Raw genomic sequence first — 15068 nt, 5'->3', positions numbered from 1 at the left:
CTATCGGCAGTCGATATTTACAAGTTTTGCATTCTTATCTGTTCGAAAAGAATTCGACGGCATCCTTCACCGGATCCTTGGACAATGTGGCCTCCAGCGGCCTTTTGTATTCGGATATCCTCGAATCCAGGATGACCGCCATGCCGTAGTCTGTCTCGTTCCTGATCATCCTTCCGATGGCCTGTCTTATCTTCCTCACGGCGGGGACCTCTGTCGTATATTTCCATCCCGTCCCCGGCCCGTATCTGGCATCAAACATCTCGGACATCGCCTTCTGCTCCAGGGACGGCGGGGTGAATGGTATTCCCACTATCACGGTGAAGCACAGTTCCTCGCCCGGAAAATCTATGCCTTCTGCGATGGACCCGCCCATGACGCTGAAGAATACCCCGCCGGTACCCCTTCTGAAAGCGTCCAGCGCCCTCATGGTCCTCTTCTGCTGGCCTGACTCCTCCCAATATAGCGGCTTGCCGATATCCCTCTCGAGGACCGAGCGCATCTCTTTCATCATTTTGTAAGACGGAAAGAAAACCAGCGTGTTCCTGTCGACTGCATTGCAGAGATCGGAGATCCTCTTTCCTATGCGGGCGATCATAGAGGGATCCCTTTTTTCGTATCTGGTGGTCACGTCGTCAACGTATACGACCGACCTGTTCTCCTTCGGGAACGGTGACGGGTACGTCCTGGCAATGGTCGTCCTGGGGAGTCCCATGATCTTGTAATATTGTTCTAAGGGCTGAAGCGTACCCGACATATGCACCGCGCCTTTCTGTTCCTGCATGAACTTAACTATGTCGGACGGGTCTATGCACGCTGCGAAAAGATATTCGCCGTTCTCCGAGGTCTTCACCGACCTTACATACCTGTCATTGTCGGACATCGCCCAGTCCTTCAGAGCTACGCCCAGGGCGTATATCTCCGAGATCTGGGGGTTCCCCTTCTCTGCCAAGGCATCCGTTCGTTTTTCGCCGACGTCTATCATCTCCTCTATCACCTTATTCAGATCGCTCCTGGTCATTCCGAAGCGTTTCATGATTATGTTCTCCACAGCGTCCTTGCCAAGTCTGAATTCGGTCTTCCCAAAAGGTATGTTGTCAGTGGCCAGCTGCTTCACGGCACTCTTTACGGCTTTTATGACGTCCTCGACCTTTATGCCGTTCAGCACATCGGATGTCTTGGTCACTGTGCATTCTTCGATCGCGGCGTCGATCATCCTCATTGTTATTGAGAAGCTTTCCTGTTCCCTCGCCGCATCTATTATATTATGCGCTTCGTCCACTATCAGGAGCAGAGGGACGTCTTCGCCTCCGAGGTTGGCGATGAAGTTCGTTCGGATGTCCTCCGACAGGATATGGATGTACGGAGCGACGACCACATCCATGTGCTTCATCAGGATCTTCTTCATCTCATACGGGCAGGAACCGAACTTCTCACAGTGCGCGTCAAGCTCCGCGGATGTGGGGAACTCTTTGAGACAATAATCGACGACGTAGTTGACCTGCGCGGTTGTCCTGTCGAAGTATCTGCAGCCGCCTGCTCCATCGTTCAGACTTTTCTTCTTCCTTTCGTCGCACATCAGCGACAATACGTTGGGCGGAAGGTCATCCAGTCCCTCTCTTAAGAACAGGGGACAGGATTTGTTCCTTCCCGTGATCGTTATTCCGGAGACCGGCTTGATGCCGGAGATCGCCTTCAGTTCCTTCATGACCTGGTCGCTCTGAGATATCGTTCTTGTGAGGTACACTATCTTCTTACCGGTCCTCTTCGCATGTTCCAGGCCGGCTGCGAGAGAGACTATGGTCTTACCCGTTCCGGTCCCAGATTCCATCACGATGTGCCTCTCTTCATCGATGGCCCTCCTGATGTCGGCGATGATATCCAGCTGCATCTCCCTCGGCTCGTAGGGGAGGTAGGGTGCTTCCGGATTCTCTTTTTCGACCATCTTCTTCGGAGGCTGTCCCGCGTTTGCGAACTTAGCAAGCCCGTTCTCCGACGACCGATCCACATTCCGCCCGCATGAACCGCATTTCTTTTGATATGGTAAGACCAAAGACCCGCAGTTTGAGCAGAATGTATTCTCCATCAAATCACAGTAAGCCTGTTCCTTTTATAATGTTAATTCAGGGGTGCCCGAATATACTGAAAGTGCTCAGCGCTTGTCCCTGTCCACATATTCTTTGATATATTCTTCCGCCCCATCCATACTCAGCATGACTTCTTTCATGAGGTGCTCCTCCGCCTCCTTGACCCTGTTGAGCGTAAGATATGTATTTGCGACATCCTGATGCAGCCTTATCAACACCTGGATATCGTCAAGTTTGTTCATTGACATAAGCTCTTCTAGAAGAGAGATCGCAGCCTTCCTGTCTATTAGATACCGCTCAAGAAGGCCTTTCTTCTGCTCAATATCCCCTCTGAGAACAAAAGCGAATATCAGGGACATCATGTCCTCCAGCGAGCCCTTTTCAAAGAGCTCGTATCCGGCGCCGATCGCTTCGGAGAAAAACTCCATGGCCTGATCCTCCATGTTCATTTCCTCCATCGACTGTGCGCTTATAACCAGCGTCTCCAGATATCTGTTCTTCGACCAGTCATCATCGTGTCCGATAAGCATCGTATACAGTTTGTCGATGAATGGCGAGGTCCCTTCCGGGTGTCCGCCGCTCAAAAGGTCCTCGCAGCAGTCCAGACACATCTGTATCACCTTCTTCCTGTCGTAGAGTTTGGAATCTTCGCCGAATTCGTGCAGGCGGGCAGATGCGATCGCGTAGTCTTCAGCCATCTGGTCCGGATCGTTCTCCGCATACAGCTCCCCTCTGGAAACGAACACTCTGATGAAACTTCCGGGGTCCGCTTGTTTACCGGCGCGTTCCATTTTGACGATGATATCGACTGCGTCATTGAGGTCCGACAGTGCCGACATGTAATACTCCATCATCGAAAGGACACTGCCTCTGTTGATCAGGGCGTCCAGCATTTCGTCATCCGAGCACCCGGACTCCTCCAGCCGGTTGATCCTATCATTGCAGTCCTGCAATACTGCTTCGAGGTGCTCGTCGAGCGATGGAGACATCATTTACTCTTATGCTATCTTTTGATTTAAACCCTGACTTTGTTCAAACCGGCACGGCTTTGTTGGCGCATAATCCGCAACAATCTACGGCTTACTGCCGATAAACGTTAGGATGTTGAACAGATCCATCGCTTTTGCGCGGTGCTTCTGCTTTTTTCACCGTGAGGACGAACCCGGTTCTTTCAGGTACTTGCTTTTTCTGCAGACGATCAAGAATCCGACCAGAATTGCTAAGGCTGCAATCCACGTAACAGATAATATCAAGGACCTTGTTCCCGTACTTTCTATGAAGAAATATACCGATCCACCCGCGATGATGAAGATCCCCATGATCATCATTACTTTTCCCATATCCCTTATCATTCTTTGCGTATCGTAATGTTCCAGGTTCTCTTTTCTGATGAAAAAGCTGGTAGTAATGGTGATATCGAATGATTCGCGCTTCTTCATATAATAAATCCCCCAGTATATCGAAATGAAACCGAAAAAGAGGAATATCACCGCAGGATACATCGAAAATGACAGGTATCCTTGGGACAGCGATATGAAGATTACGCCCAGTATCATGAATGCGACCGCAAGGTATGCGAGGTAGTCTCTGGAGATCTTTCTCATGTAATGGGAACTGTATTGCAATATCAATAGAATATATTTACTGCCCGCGGCTTCTTTTTACAGCAACGTATTATTATTGATCAGCACTTAACTGACCCTATGGCTCAGAAAAGGGTCCTCGCCATACACGATATATCCTGCTTCGGGAAGTGCTCGCTTACCGCAGCTCTGCCGATAATATCCTCAACGGGGGTCGAGTGCGTGGCGATGCCTACCGCTGTGCTCTCCACGCATACGGGGGGATTTACCGGATATACGTACAGGGACCTCACGGACGATCTTCTTCCCATTTGGGACCACTGGAAAACCTTGGATCTCGGTTTCGATTCCATATACACGGGATTCCTCGGTTCCTTTGAGCAGATCGATATCGTATCGAAGATATTCGAAGAGGCAAAAGAAAAGAATACCTTGATCGTGGTGGACCCCGTAATGGCCGACAACGGGGAACTTTATCCCGTATTCAGCAAAGATTTTCCTATGGGAATGAAGAAACTATGCGAGAAGGCCGACGTGATAATTCCTAACATAACGGAAGCGGCCCTTCTTCTGGGAGAGGAATATTCCAAGGGGCCGTATTCGAAAGAGTATATCGAAGGATTGCTGAGAAGGCTCGGGAGCATCGGTCCGAAAAAGATCATCCTGACGGGCGTCTTTTTTGACAAAGAACATCTCGGCGCGGCCGCATATGATACGGAAACGGGAGCGATATCCTACTCCTTCCGCGATCTGGTGGAGGGTTATTATCACGGCACGGGCGACGTCTTCGGTTCGGTCGTCGTTTCCGCGCTTATGAACGGATCGGACCTCGCCGAAGCGAATGCGGCGGCCGTGGAGTTCACCTCCAAGAGTATCCTGAGGACAAAGAACGCGGGAACCGACACAAGGTTCGGCGTTAATTTCGAAGAGGGCCTGAGCGAACTGGTCCGCATTATCGGGAAGGGAGGATATTGAGATTCTGCGGCACGGATGAAGCAAAGGAGCTGGCGGAAATGGCCAGGAACATCTGGATGGAACATTATCCAACCATCATAGGCATGGATGATACCGAGTACATCCTGGGCAGGTTCCAAACGGAGGAAGCCATCAGACAGCAGATCGGCGACGGATATCTCTATTCGTTCATCATGGCGGGTGACACCAAGGCGGGATACTTCTGCATAGTGCCGGAAAGCGATTCGCTCCTCATAAGCAAGTTCTATATATCGAAGGAGTTCCGCGGGAAGGGTCTCGGCTCCGGGACCTTGGACGACATATTGGAGAAAGGGCGGATGCTTAAGAAGAAAAAGGTCCGCATCCGCGTGAACAAGGACAACGTATCGTCCATTGACATCTATCTGCACAAAGGTTTCAAGATCGTTCGGGATGAGACGGTCGATATAGGCGGCGGCCACTTCATGTACGACCGTATTGCGGAATATCTCTTCTGAACGGTGCCCGCAATGCCCTTCGGTTGCGCGTACGAAAGTAAATAATATATATTTATTGAACGCTCTGCGGAAAACGTAGGGGGACGAATATAGAAGGAAGGAGTAGGAATGAAATTCTGCGAATACGACGATGCTGAGGAGTTAGCCGAAATGGCCAAAGAGATTTGGACAGATTATTACAGTACATTCCCCGATAGGGACCTGCCGGAGTATGTTCTGAAAAAATTCCAGTCTGAGTTGGCGATCAAAGAGCAGATGTGCGAGGGATACTTGTACTGTTTCATCAAAAAGGACGACGTTAATGTCGGATATATATGCGTACTGCGGGATAGTGACACGGTTTTGCTGAGCCGGATCTACATATTGAAAGATTTCCGCGGGCAAGGACTCGCCTCCGAGGCCATAGACATTCTAGCGGAGTGGTGCAGAAATATGAAGATGAGGAAGTTGTACCTTCGCGTATACAAGGAGAACACCATCTCAATCAGTATCTATACCCATAAAGGCTTCACCATAGTCGAAGAGAGGAAAGAGGATATCGGAGACGGGTTCTTTCTGGATGATTATATAATGGAATACCGCTTTTAAGAAAAAGCGATGTTCATACCGACGACCCCAGAAGAGATAAAGAAGAAAGGCTGGAAGAACCTTGACGTGGTGATAGTTTCCGGCGATACGTACATAGACTCTTCTTACAACGGGGCGTCGGTCATAGGCCATTGGCTGATCGAGCATGGTTTCAAGGTGGGGATCATATGCCAGCCTGTGATAGATTCTGAGAAGGACATCACAAGGCTGGGGGAGCCGGAACTGTTCTGGAGCGTTACCGCCGGATCCACAGATTCTATGGTCGCCAATTACACCCCGACCAACAAAAGAAGGAAGGATGATGATTTTACCCCCAGCGGTGTGAACGACCGCCGTCCTGACCGTGCCTGCATCGCGTACGCCAACCTCATAAAGAAGCACATTAAGGGAAAGCCGATAGTTCTCGGAGGGATAGAAGCAAGCCTGAGAAGGGTCGCGCATTATGACTTCTGGTCAGATTCAGTGAGAAGGAGCATTCTTTTCGATTCCAAAGCCGATATCATCACTTACGGCATGGCCGAGCTGTCGAATCTTGAACTAGCGGAGAGAATGAAGGATGAAAAGGACGTCAATGGTATAAGGGGCATATGCCGGATAGGCAAAGAGCCTCCGGAGGACCATATCAAAATGCCGTCGTATGAGGAATGCGCCGGCAACAAAGACGATTTCATCAAAGCCTTCAGGATATTCTACGAGAACAGCGATCCTATCATCTCCAAGGGCATTTATCAGAAGCACGGAGACAGATATCTCGTCCAGAACCCGCCCTCCAGAAATCTGACCCCGGACGAACTGGACCGGGTCTATTCCATGGACTACGAGAATGCCGTGCACCCGTATTATCTTAAAGACGGGGAAGTGAAAGCTATGGAGACGATAAAGAATTCCATCACTTCCCACAGAGGATGTTACGGTGGGTGCTCGTTCTGCGCCATTTCCGTCCATCAGGGAAGGACCGTGGTTTCAAGGTCCGAGGATTCTCTGGTCTCAGAGGCGGAGAGGATCGCCTCGGCGCCGGGATTCAACGGCATCATCTATGACGTGGGGGGACCTACCGCGAACATGTACGGTATAGAGTGTTCAAAGAAGCTCATAAAGGGAGCATGCGGAGATAAGAAATGCCTTTACCCGAAACCCTGCTCTCATCTTCCCATCGACCATTCGAGGCAGATATCCCTCCTGAAAAGGATCTCCGGCATACCCGGCGTGAAAAAAGTCTTCGTCGCTTCGGGGATAAGGTATGATATGGTCGTGTCGGACCGCATAAGCGGAAAGGAATACGTCGATCAATTGGTCGGAAGCCACGTTTCCGGGCAGCTCAAGATCGCTCCCGAGCATTCGGTATCCCATGTTCTCGAACTGATGCAGAAGCCCGGTCCGGGCATACTGATCGAGTTCAAAAAGATGTTCGACGATTCCAATATCCGGCAGGGAAAGGACCAGTTCCTTACATATTATCTCATGGCGGCGCATCCGGGGTGCTATCAGGAAGACATGGAAGAACTGAACAGATTTGTGCACAAAGAACTCAGGACCAACCCCGAACAGGTCCAGATATTCACTCCCACGCCGTCTACGGTATCCACAATGATGTACCATACCCGAAGAGATTACGACAACACCAAGAACCTGAAATCGGAACATTCGATGCAGATGAAACAAAAACAGAAAGATGCCCTGCTTGGGCCAAAAACGGTGGGAAATGATACGAAACGACGAAAGACTGTTTAAGATCGTCTCGCCGATCGTCTCGGAGCACGGCCTGGAATTGAAGGCCGCTTCCTTTTACGGCCGCAAGGAGTTCCAAGCCTTCTGGAAAAGAACCGGCGATTCTGTTGACGTGATGGTCTCGGACTATCTTATCGACGCACCCGACGGCGTCATCGAGGATTTCTCCAGAACGGTGGTTCAGACCATCACCGACAAAAGGCCGGCATACGGCGGGACATACCTGGATTGGGTAAGGTCCGACGAGTACATAAACAGCAAGAGAAAGATTTATCTGAGAAGGAGCAGGAACCTCACCGGATCGCCGGAAGGAAACGAACGGGACCTCATAGGATCTCTGGATCGGCTTCTCGACTCGGGGCTTCTGGAACCCGATAGCATCGATAATTCGTTCTTTTCGTGGACAAAGACTCCCAATGTAACGAAGATGGGGTTCTGCTCGCCGATGATGAGGGTGGTCGGGGTTTCCTCCGCGCTGGACGATATCTCCGTGCCGGAGTTCGTTTTGGATTATGTTGTATATCACGAATCCCTTCATTTAGCGCAGGGTTACAGGCCCGGCAGGCGGGCTCACGACCAAAATTTCAGAAACAAAGAGAGAAAATATCCTAAGTACAAAGAGGCCGAGAGCTATCTCAAATCCATAAGGACAAGGCTGAAGTGAAACGATATAAAACAGACGGCCTATTTACCCCCGTGTCAGAAAAAAATAAAGGATTTGTTTTCGAAACAGATACAGGGGCGTTCGAAGCGGATCTTGATGAAGTGAGAAGGATGGCCGAAAAAGGCGACCCCGACGGACTGTATGCTATGGGAATGGCCTGCCTGTTCGGAATGGGCGTCGAACAGGACGCGGAGAAAGGATTCAAACTTCTTGAGTCTGCAAGTGAGAAGGGGCAGCCGGGCGCTATGACCCTCCTTGTGCGAATGTTCATGTCGCACCGTTATACAAATATGACCACGCAAAAAGCGGTGGAATACTCCGCGAAGGGCGCCGAGGCGGGAATAAGCGACGCCCAGCTGTTCCTTGGGATAGCATATATGGACGGCGTTGAAGTAGAACAGAATTACAAAAAAGCGGCAGAGTTGTTCAGGAAGGCCGCCGCGCAGGGGAACTCTGAGGCCAGGAATTCTTTGGCCTTCATTTATCAGGAGGGACTGGGCGTAGAGAAAGATGTGGTAAAGGCCTTCAAACTTTACAAAAACGCCGCTTCCGCCGGAAATATCAATGCTCAATTTCAGACCGGCGTATGCTATGAGATGGGGATCGGAGTGAAAACAGATCTGAAGAAAGCGGCCGAATGGTACAGTAAAGCTGCTGAGCAGGGCGACACCTTCGCAATGGAACGCCTTGGGATCATACACGGCCTGGGATCGCCCCCCAACCCGGAATTATCGTTCAAATGGTTCCTCGACGCTGCTCTCGGAGGTATGCTGGGCGCCATGTACTATGTCGGCGCGTACTATCTGGAAGGGTTCGGAGTCGAGAAAGACAGAGAAGAGGGAATGAAATGGCTGAGACTCGCGTCCTCAAGCGGAAGCGAGGAGGCAAAGAAACTGCTTTCAGATCTTGAAAGCGAAGGTGGCGAACGTGTCTGAAGGGGAATACATGGACCTTGACGAAATGTACGACGAGGCCGTCATGATCCTCAATGAAGGCGGTGACATGAAAAAGGCCGCTGAACTGCTCATCAAAGCAAGCGAGGACGGGCATCTTGCGTCAAGAAGGACCCTCGGATTCCTTTATCTTGACGGCAGAGGCGTAGACCGCGACCTTGAAAAAGCATACGAGCTCATCTCGGAAGCGGCAACCTCTCTGGACCCTGTCGCGATGTATGTCCTCGGCAAGATGTACGAAGGCGGTCTCGGCGTCGAACAGAACGATCGGGAAGCATTGTATATGTTCGCTTTTGCCGCCGAAATGGGCATTCCGGGGGCGGAAGAGGATGCAGAAAGGCTCATAGCGAGAATGTCGGAGAGGATAAGCAGAAAGCTCAGATCCAGACCCATTTTGAACCTTGAGATATCGGATATAGAGATCGAAGCCGTGTGCTGCAAGCAGATGCTTGACTCCGCTTTGAACGGTACCATCAGGATCATGGACACCTATATGGGCCCGGAGCTCGTGATGGAAGATGATAAGGGGATCGAAGTTATCCGTAAAGAATGCCCGTTCTGCGGCAAAAAAGCAAAGAAAGTATCCTGCGATAAAATATACTGAATATACAAGAAACTGCGAAAAAAGAAAAAGGCTATATAAAGATAGCGTATATACTTTTATAAGCTCAGGCTTTGAACACTAAGTGGTGGAAAAAATGGATGGGAACGCAGACATAAGAGAGCAGGTATTGCTCATGCGCGCGGCGATCGGACGTAAGGTCATGGAGATCGATGAGTTCGAGGAAAAAGCAACTAACCTTATGGGTGATGAGGCGGAGAAATGCCTCGATATGATGGAATTCCTTAAGAAGGATATTCTGGGATACAAGTCGATAATAGACGACCTTAAGGACGGAAGCAACGACCTCACCGGAGACCTTTGGGACATCGCCTCCCTGCCGGAACAGTCACTGCGCCTCTACACTGATTTCTACCTCCCGGGCCTCTCTGAAGAGGACCGCGCCGAAGACACCAAAGCGATGGACATCAAAGTGAAGTATGCTCAGGACCTCGCCAGAGCATACGTCATGCACATAGGCAGAATGGCCCTTACAGATCCGAATGTGATCGATAAGATACTTGCGGACGAGAATCTTGTGTATTCCATCGGAAGCGCCGTGCTGGACATCCCGGAACTTCTCGATGCGATAGTGAAACAGCAATAAAGGGGCACCCGCCCCCATAAACCTATTTCTTTTCGGAATATCATTTCGCCAATCATTCTGGGATACAATTTATACTACAAGGGCATTCAGAGTCCTGTATGTTTGCTTATGCCTGCGAAAAAGCGGCCAAATTCACAAGACCCCTGATCATCTCGACCAGACAGATGGACGGCAAAGTGAATGCTACCTGCGGAGCATTCATTGTGATCAACAGAGAGGGGTGGATAATCACCGCCGGACATATGTTCGATTCTTTTGTTAAATTCCAAAATGATCAGAACAAGATCAAAGAAGTAAATGAGCTCAACTCATCGAGGAACTCGGATTCAGGCTCCCCTTTCAATACCATTCGCACAGACCCTGAGTGGCTGACCAATCATTCCTTTTGGTGGGCATGGGACGGGGTCAGACTTGTCGAGGCATTTGTGGACAGGCAGATCGACATCTGCGTGGGGAGACTGGAGCCTTTCGATCCAAAGTGGATAGCAGAATACCCCGTTTTCAGGGAGCCGGAATCCCTAAAACCCGGGACCAGCGTATGCAGGCTCGGGTTCCCCTTTGCTCAGATCGAATCGGAGTTCGACGAAAGCAGCAAAGCTTTCCGCATAAAAAAGGGCGTGCTTCCGCTGCCGCTGTTCCCCAACGACGGAATACATACGCGGAACGTCCTGAAAAAGGAAAGGAGCAAAGAAGGCAACTACGAGATGTTGTATATAGAGACATCCTCGCCGGGCCTGAGAGGACAGTCGGGAGGTCCCATCTACGACAAAGAAGGAAGGATCTATGCTATGCAGGTTCAGACAGCGCATATGCCTCTCGGTTTCCAGCCCACTGCGGAGTACGAGGGGAAGAGGGTCGTTGAGAATCAATTCATAAATGTGGGCATAGGCATACACGCTAAGACCATCATGTCCATTCTGAGAGACCGTAACGTAAAATTCCAACTTGACGGAGACAACCACGGCTACAGGATAATCGGTTAAAAAGTCCGGCTGTTTTTTGTGAATTACGACATATCTTCATTAATATAGCATGTTAAGCTACTACATTAATTATTAAAGAAGGACTATTTTCTTAACGAAAAAAAGATATTACTTTGCAATTAATTAATATAATTTAGATATTAGCTTAATTAATAATAGTATATCAATAATAATCAGAAAACCGATGTAAATATTCATTTTCTGATGCATTTTTCACTTCAATATCCTCTAACATTCAAGAAAATGATCTTTTTGACCAAACATATCAGCAAGTGTGTCAACGACGGTCTCCCGAGTATCAAGTTGAATACGTTGCAAATCGACAAAAAGTATAGACGCATCGCGCGTTTCGTACAATTATTCAAAGACCCCTCTCATTCTGAAGCGAAACGATCTATACTGAGCTACAAGCCTTGTGTTTCGGATCTTTAAGATGTCTGCTGAACTCCGATCAAAGAATGAATCCCGCCCCATGCACTGCTCCTGCGCGGTTTAAATATCCCTCGGCCAATCTACGGCAGGTATCCTGGAGCCACCGGTTATCTCCTTAAACCACATATCGGCGTGATCGCCGAGGGCGCTTTAGTTCACGCCCCAATCGTTCATTTATCGGCGGCTCCAGGATATCAGATATGCGTCTGTCTGCGGTGACCGCCTTTGTTGTACTATAATAATTAAATAAGTTAAGCTACTGCATTAATTATTAAAGTATAATTACCTAGGATGTGAAAAAGAGATGTCTGATTGCAATTAATTAATGCAATAAAGATATGAGCTTAACTAATTGCAATATATGAATTTACTCTCAAATGTTTTCTGCGAGCCATGCCGCCGCTACTACGAAAGTAACGAAGACCATTATCAGGACCACGAATATTGCCGTCAGCTTGTTCTTCTTATCTTGCCTCATGTTATTCAAGACCCAATATCTCTGATGAGATATATCTTTATTTACACTGGATAGAAAAAATAAGAGAGTTTGAAAAAGGTTTGATCTTGCATTCCGATCAGAAGATCGGGAGCTTGCCGTCGAGCGCCAAAGCAAATGCAAGGTATACGTTCAACAGGAAGTTGAGCAGCGCTGCGATTCCTATTAGCCAGTGCCAATAGTCGCCATCAATCAGACCGCTAAGTCCTACGAACAAGAATATCAGGGTCGTCGTGACCAATATCAGGGACAGGTTCTTCGGGGTCTTTGCGAATATGGACCATATTATTGCAAGTACGAACATTATCGCAAAGGTAAGATTCTCCCAAGCACCTGCTCCGAAAAAGACACCCAGTCCTTCTGCATATCCGCCACCATCGTAACCTAGTCCGGTCATAAGGACTGCTGTACCAACCAATCCGAACACTACAAAGCCGAAATTACTGTCAGATCTGTATGCAAGCATTGCCACAACAATTATCATCGCACCGATTAGCGTGAAGAACAAGGTTCCGGGACCACCGAATACACTCTCTCCAGCTACATCATGCCCTATCAAGTTAAAGAGCGCTAGGGGTAACGATACTGTTGCGACCAAAAATAGACCGAACGACGTTGGGTCTAAACATTTTTGGCATTCTACCATTTTATTTCCTCCTTTTTGAGGGTTAACCTCAAGGGTGTAATTCTACTTAGATAATATAAATAACCTCGGTCAAAAATGGGCTTTTCAAAAGACCCAGAGCATTGTTTTTCGGTAGCAGGAGAATATGGGTTGCACACATATCTATAAAAACCCAGCATAGGGAAAATAAAAGAAAGCCTTAAATATGAGTTGATGTAACATACATCCAGGTTACTCTGGATCATCAGGTATATTTTCGACTTTCTTCTTCCTGGAATCCCTGGTCTTGGAGGAAATTAGGTGCTGAACTCGGTTGTATTCATCCGATGATACTGCCGTTTTTGCAAAATGTTTTATATATGTTCCATCCCAACGCATATATCCTGCATATATAGGATTGTGAAGAATATTCCTTATATTGTAGATATTCCACGGGTTTCCTTTCTTTGTCAGCAGGCCCTTTCTGTTCAGTTTATATGCAATACCATCCATTGTGGACCCTTTCAGATACTCCGTGAATATTTCTCTGGCAACCTCTAGCTCTTCAGGCATGGAAAGAAGTATCCCGTTGTTGAGATCATATCCATACGGCGCGTTGAACCCCATTGTCCTGCTTTCCTTTTCGGTGTTGGACATGGATTCCGCCTTTTCTTTCATTCCCATATAGGTCCTTTCGCCGATCTGTTCGCTCTCCAGCTGGGCTATCCTCTGTATCATATCGATAACAAACTTTCCGAGAGCGTTGCTCGTATCCAGAGATTCCATCGCCGAAGCGAATTTCTTCCCCCTTTTATTGAGGTCATCCATCATGTTCATGAAGTTCCGGCTGTTCCTGTGGATACGGTCCATTTTCAGGACCAGCATGACGTCCCACTTGTCAAGGTCATCCATCATCCTTGTGTATTCAGGCCTTTTGATGTTCCTTCCGGAATATCCCGCGTCCTCATATATGTCGGCGATCTCCCAGCCTTCTGCGATACAATAATCCCGGAGAGACGATTTCTGCGCTTCCAGCGAATACCCTTCCGTTGACTGTTCTTCGGTTGACACCCTTACATAGACGGCCGCTTTCATAGTGGCCCTCATCCGATCGGGCCATTGATCGATTCGAAAACGTCCTGGCCGATTATCGCGGCATGCTCTCCGCTGCTTACGATACCATCCCATCTTTTGTAACCCGCATAGACTGGGTTGTGCAGTATCTTTGAAACAGATTGGTGCGTCCATTTTACGCTTTTCTTGGGGGGAATGAAAGAATTGTTCAATGTGTCCGCTATGGACCTCAGCGACATCCCCCCGCAGCGCATAGAGTAGATATTCCTGATGACCTCCGCTTCATATTCTACAACAGTCAGAGAACCTCTCTCATAAACATACCCGTATGTTTCTCCGGAACCCATGTACCCGGTGCCGTACTTGGCCTTCATGACCATGCCCATCTTCACTCTTTCGCCGATCTGTTCACTTTCCAGCTGAGCGATCCTTTGGAATATGTCCATCACGAATCTTCCCATCGCGGTGCTTGTATCGAACTTCTCCTGCATAGAGTTGAACTCTTTGCCTTTGCGCCTCAGATCGTCCATCATCATGGTAAAGTTCACACTGTTACGGTGTATCCTGTCCATCTTCAGAACAACAAGAACATCCCAATTCTCGTGGTCGGCCATCATTCTTTTGTATTCCGGGCGGCTTGTGTTCCTTCCCGAATATCCTTCTTCCCTATAGATGCCGGATACAGTCCAGCCTTTTACCCTGCAGTGGGCTTCCAGTCTTTCGGTCTGTGCGTCCAGGGAGAACCCTTCTCTTGCCTGTTCTTCCGTGGATACCCTGACGTAGAGTGCTGCTCGCATGGATTCCCATCCATGCACAATATTAGTGGCGGAGTATAAAAAGCTTAGAGTAGAGCGATACAATTAAAGCTTATAGCTTAATAAAGTTTAAAAATATTGATTATTACTTTCACACATCCTAGGACTCTTTTCCGGCAGCGAATAACGCCTATTGTCAAAGGTATTGTCAATCACAACGTTTCCTCCTTCAACATAACGGCCAAGGCGTCTGCCGATGTCCTTGGGATTTATAACGGTCATCTCTGCTTCACAGAAATCTTTTTCGTTTCTGGTGATGACTGCACCTATTCCGTTCCTTATGGCAGAGAAAGCCAGCAATCCATCTTCGAGATCGTCGACATCAGATCAAGATTATCGTGATCGACATCGAGCACTTCAAAGGATAAGCACATTGGTGTCAACCAAGGTTTTCATAATCCTTCA

At 48.6% G+C, this 15068-nt stretch carries 15 protein-coding genes; 9 read left to right on the top strand and 6 right to left on the bottom strand.

The genetic code is table 11. The annotated features are described in order from the left end of the window. Positions 1-34 precede the first annotated feature (34 nt). The 3 genes from FWG96_04500 to FWG96_04490 form a co-directional block, all read right to left on the bottom strand. A complete protein-coding gene (locus FWG96_04500) occupies positions 35-2083 on the bottom strand; it encodes an ATP-dependent DNA helicase (GenBank protein MCL2032509.1) in 2049 nt (682 codons plus the stop codon). 66 nt (positions 2084-2149) lie between these two features. Continuing rightward, complete coding sequence (locus FWG96_04495) at positions 2150-3076, bottom strand: hypothetical protein (GenBank protein MCL2032508.1); 927 nt, start codon at positions 3074-3076, stop codon at positions 2150-2152. 153 nt (positions 3077-3229) lie between these two features. Continuing rightward, on the bottom strand, positions 3230-3688 hold the full coding sequence (locus tag FWG96_04490; GenBank protein ID MCL2032507.1) for a DUF3784 domain-containing protein: 459 nt from the start codon (positions 3686-3688) through the stop codon (positions 3230-3232). A 99-nt stretch (positions 3689-3787) separates the two neighbouring features. On the opposite strand from FWG96_04490, the gene FWG96_04485 reads away from it, so the two are divergent. From FWG96_04485 to FWG96_04445, 9 genes are all read left to right on the top strand, one after another. After that, positions 3788-4642 (top strand): pyridoxamine kinase, encoded by an 855-nt coding sequence (locus FWG96_04485; protein ID MCL2032506.1) that lies wholly within the window; start codon positions 3788-3790, stop codon positions 4640-4642. Further along, positions 4639-5118 carry a GNAT family N-acetyltransferase gene (locus FWG96_04480; GenBank protein MCL2032505.1) on the top strand — a complete coding sequence of 160 codons (480 nt, stop codon included), beginning with the start codon at positions 4639-4641 and terminating at the stop codon, positions 5116-5118. The genes FWG96_04485 and FWG96_04480 overlap by 4 nt, the downstream gene beginning before the upstream one ends. A gap of 108 nt (positions 5119-5226) precedes the next feature. Continuing rightward, positions 5227-5706: a GNAT family N-acetyltransferase gene (locus FWG96_04475; protein MCL2032504.1), complete on the top strand. Its 480-nt coding sequence runs from the start codon at positions 5227-5229 to the stop codon at positions 5704-5706. Between the two features lie 9 nt (positions 5707-5715). After that, positions 5716-7437: a YgiQ family radical SAM protein gene (locus FWG96_04470; protein ID MCL2032503.1), complete on the top strand. Its 1722-nt coding sequence runs from the start codon at positions 5716-5718 to the stop codon at positions 7435-7437. After that, a complete protein-coding gene (locus FWG96_04465) occupies positions 7409-8098 on the top strand; it encodes a hypothetical protein (protein MCL2032502.1) in 690 nt (229 codons plus the stop codon). The genes FWG96_04470 and FWG96_04465 overlap by 29 nt, the downstream gene beginning before the upstream one ends. A 32-nt stretch (positions 8099-8130) precedes the next feature. Next, positions 8131-9033: a sel1 repeat family protein gene (locus tag FWG96_04460; GenBank protein ID MCL2032501.1), complete on the top strand. Its 903-nt coding sequence runs from the start codon at positions 8131-8133 to the stop codon at positions 9031-9033. A gap of 10 nt (positions 9034-9043) precedes the next feature. After that, complete coding sequence (locus FWG96_04455) at positions 9044-9655, top strand: sel1 repeat family protein (protein ID MCL2032500.1); 612 nt, start codon at positions 9044-9046, stop codon at positions 9653-9655. Positions 9656-9749: 94 nt separating this feature from the next. After that, positions 9750-10259, top strand: a complete 510-nt coding sequence (locus tag FWG96_04450) for a hypothetical protein (GenBank protein ID MCL2032499.1) — start codon at positions 9750-9752, stop codon at positions 10257-10259. Positions 10260-10357: 98 nt separating this feature from the next. Further along, positions 10358-11242, top strand: coding sequence for a serine protease (locus FWG96_04445; protein MCL2032498.1), 885 nt, complete (start codon positions 10358-10360; stop codon positions 11240-11242). A 1007-nt stretch (positions 11243-12249) separates the two neighbouring features. On the opposite strand, the gene FWG96_04440 is transcribed toward FWG96_04445, so the two are convergent. The 3 genes from FWG96_04440 to FWG96_04430 all read right to left on the bottom strand — a co-directional run bounded on the left by FWG96_04440 (position 12250) and on the right by FWG96_04430 (position 14645). Further along, positions 12250-12588 carry a hypothetical protein gene (locus tag FWG96_04440; GenBank protein ID MCL2032497.1) on the bottom strand — a complete coding sequence of 113 codons (339 nt, stop codon included), beginning with the start codon at positions 12586-12588 and terminating at the stop codon, positions 12250-12252. Between the two features lie 438 nt (positions 12589-13026). Continuing rightward, complete coding sequence (locus FWG96_04435) at positions 13027-13881, bottom strand: recombinase family protein (protein MCL2032496.1); 855 nt, start codon at positions 13879-13881, stop codon at positions 13027-13029. Further along, complete coding sequence (locus tag FWG96_04430) at positions 13878-14645, bottom strand: recombinase family protein (GenBank protein MCL2032495.1); 768 nt, start codon at positions 14643-14645, stop codon at positions 13878-13880. The genes FWG96_04435 and FWG96_04430 overlap by 4 nt, the downstream gene beginning before the upstream one ends. Between the last annotated feature and the right edge of the window lie 423 nt (positions 14646-15068).

Origin of the sequence: Candidatus Methanoplasma cognatum (assembly GCA_009777615.1) — an archaeon.
Classification (GTDB): Archaea; Thermoplasmatota; Thermoplasmata; order Methanomassiliicoccales; family Methanomethylophilaceae; genus Methanoplasma; species Methanoplasma cognatum.
This window is presented reverse-complemented; position numbering and strand designations above follow the sequence as displayed.

What these genes read in the sequence shown, in the direction of transcription:
- FWG96_04450 (MCL2032499.1), top strand. Translation starts at nt 9,750, where the DNA reads ATGGATGGGAACGCAGACATAAGAGAGCAGGTATTGCTCATGCGCGCG.
- FWG96_04490 (MCL2032507.1), bottom strand. Translation starts at nt 3,688, where the DNA reads ATGAGAAAGATCTCCAGAGACTACCTCGCATACCTTGCGGTCGCATTC.
- FWG96_04445 (MCL2032498.1), top strand. Translation starts at nt 10,358, where the DNA reads ATGTTTGCTTATGCCTGCGAAAAAGCGGCCAAATTCACAAGACCCCTG.
- FWG96_04470 (MCL2032503.1), top strand. Translation starts at nt 5,716, where the DNA reads ATGTTCATACCGACGACCCCAGAAGAGATAAAGAAGAAAGGCTGGAAG.
- FWG96_04475 (MCL2032504.1), top strand. Translation starts at nt 5,227, where the DNA reads ATGAAATTCTGCGAATACGACGATGCTGAGGAGTTAGCCGAAATGGCC.
- FWG96_04465 (MCL2032502.1), top strand. Translation starts at nt 7,409, where the DNA reads ATGATACGAAACGACGAAAGACTGTTTAAGATCGTCTCGCCGATCGTC.
- FWG96_04455 (MCL2032500.1), top strand. Translation starts at nt 9,044, where the DNA reads ATGGACCTTGACGAAATGTACGACGAGGCCGTCATGATCCTCAATGAA.
- FWG96_04435 (MCL2032496.1), bottom strand. Translation starts at nt 13,881, where the DNA reads ATGAGGGCCACTATGAAAGCGGCCGTCTATGTAAGGGTGTCAACCGAA.
- FWG96_04495 (MCL2032508.1), bottom strand. Translation starts at nt 3,076, where the DNA reads ATGATGTCTCCATCGCTCGACGAGCACCTCGAAGCAGTATTGCAGGAC.
- FWG96_04500 (MCL2032509.1), bottom strand. Translation starts at nt 2,083, where the DNA reads ATGGAGAATACATTCTGCTCAAACTGCGGGTCTTTGGTCTTACCATAT.
- FWG96_04485 (MCL2032506.1), top strand. Translation starts at nt 3,788, where the DNA reads ATGGCTCAGAAAAGGGTCCTCGCCATACACGATATATCCTGCTTCGGG.
- FWG96_04430 (MCL2032495.1), bottom strand. Translation starts at nt 14,645, where the DNA reads ATGCGAGCAGCACTCTACGTCAGGGTATCCACGGAAGAACAGGCAAGA.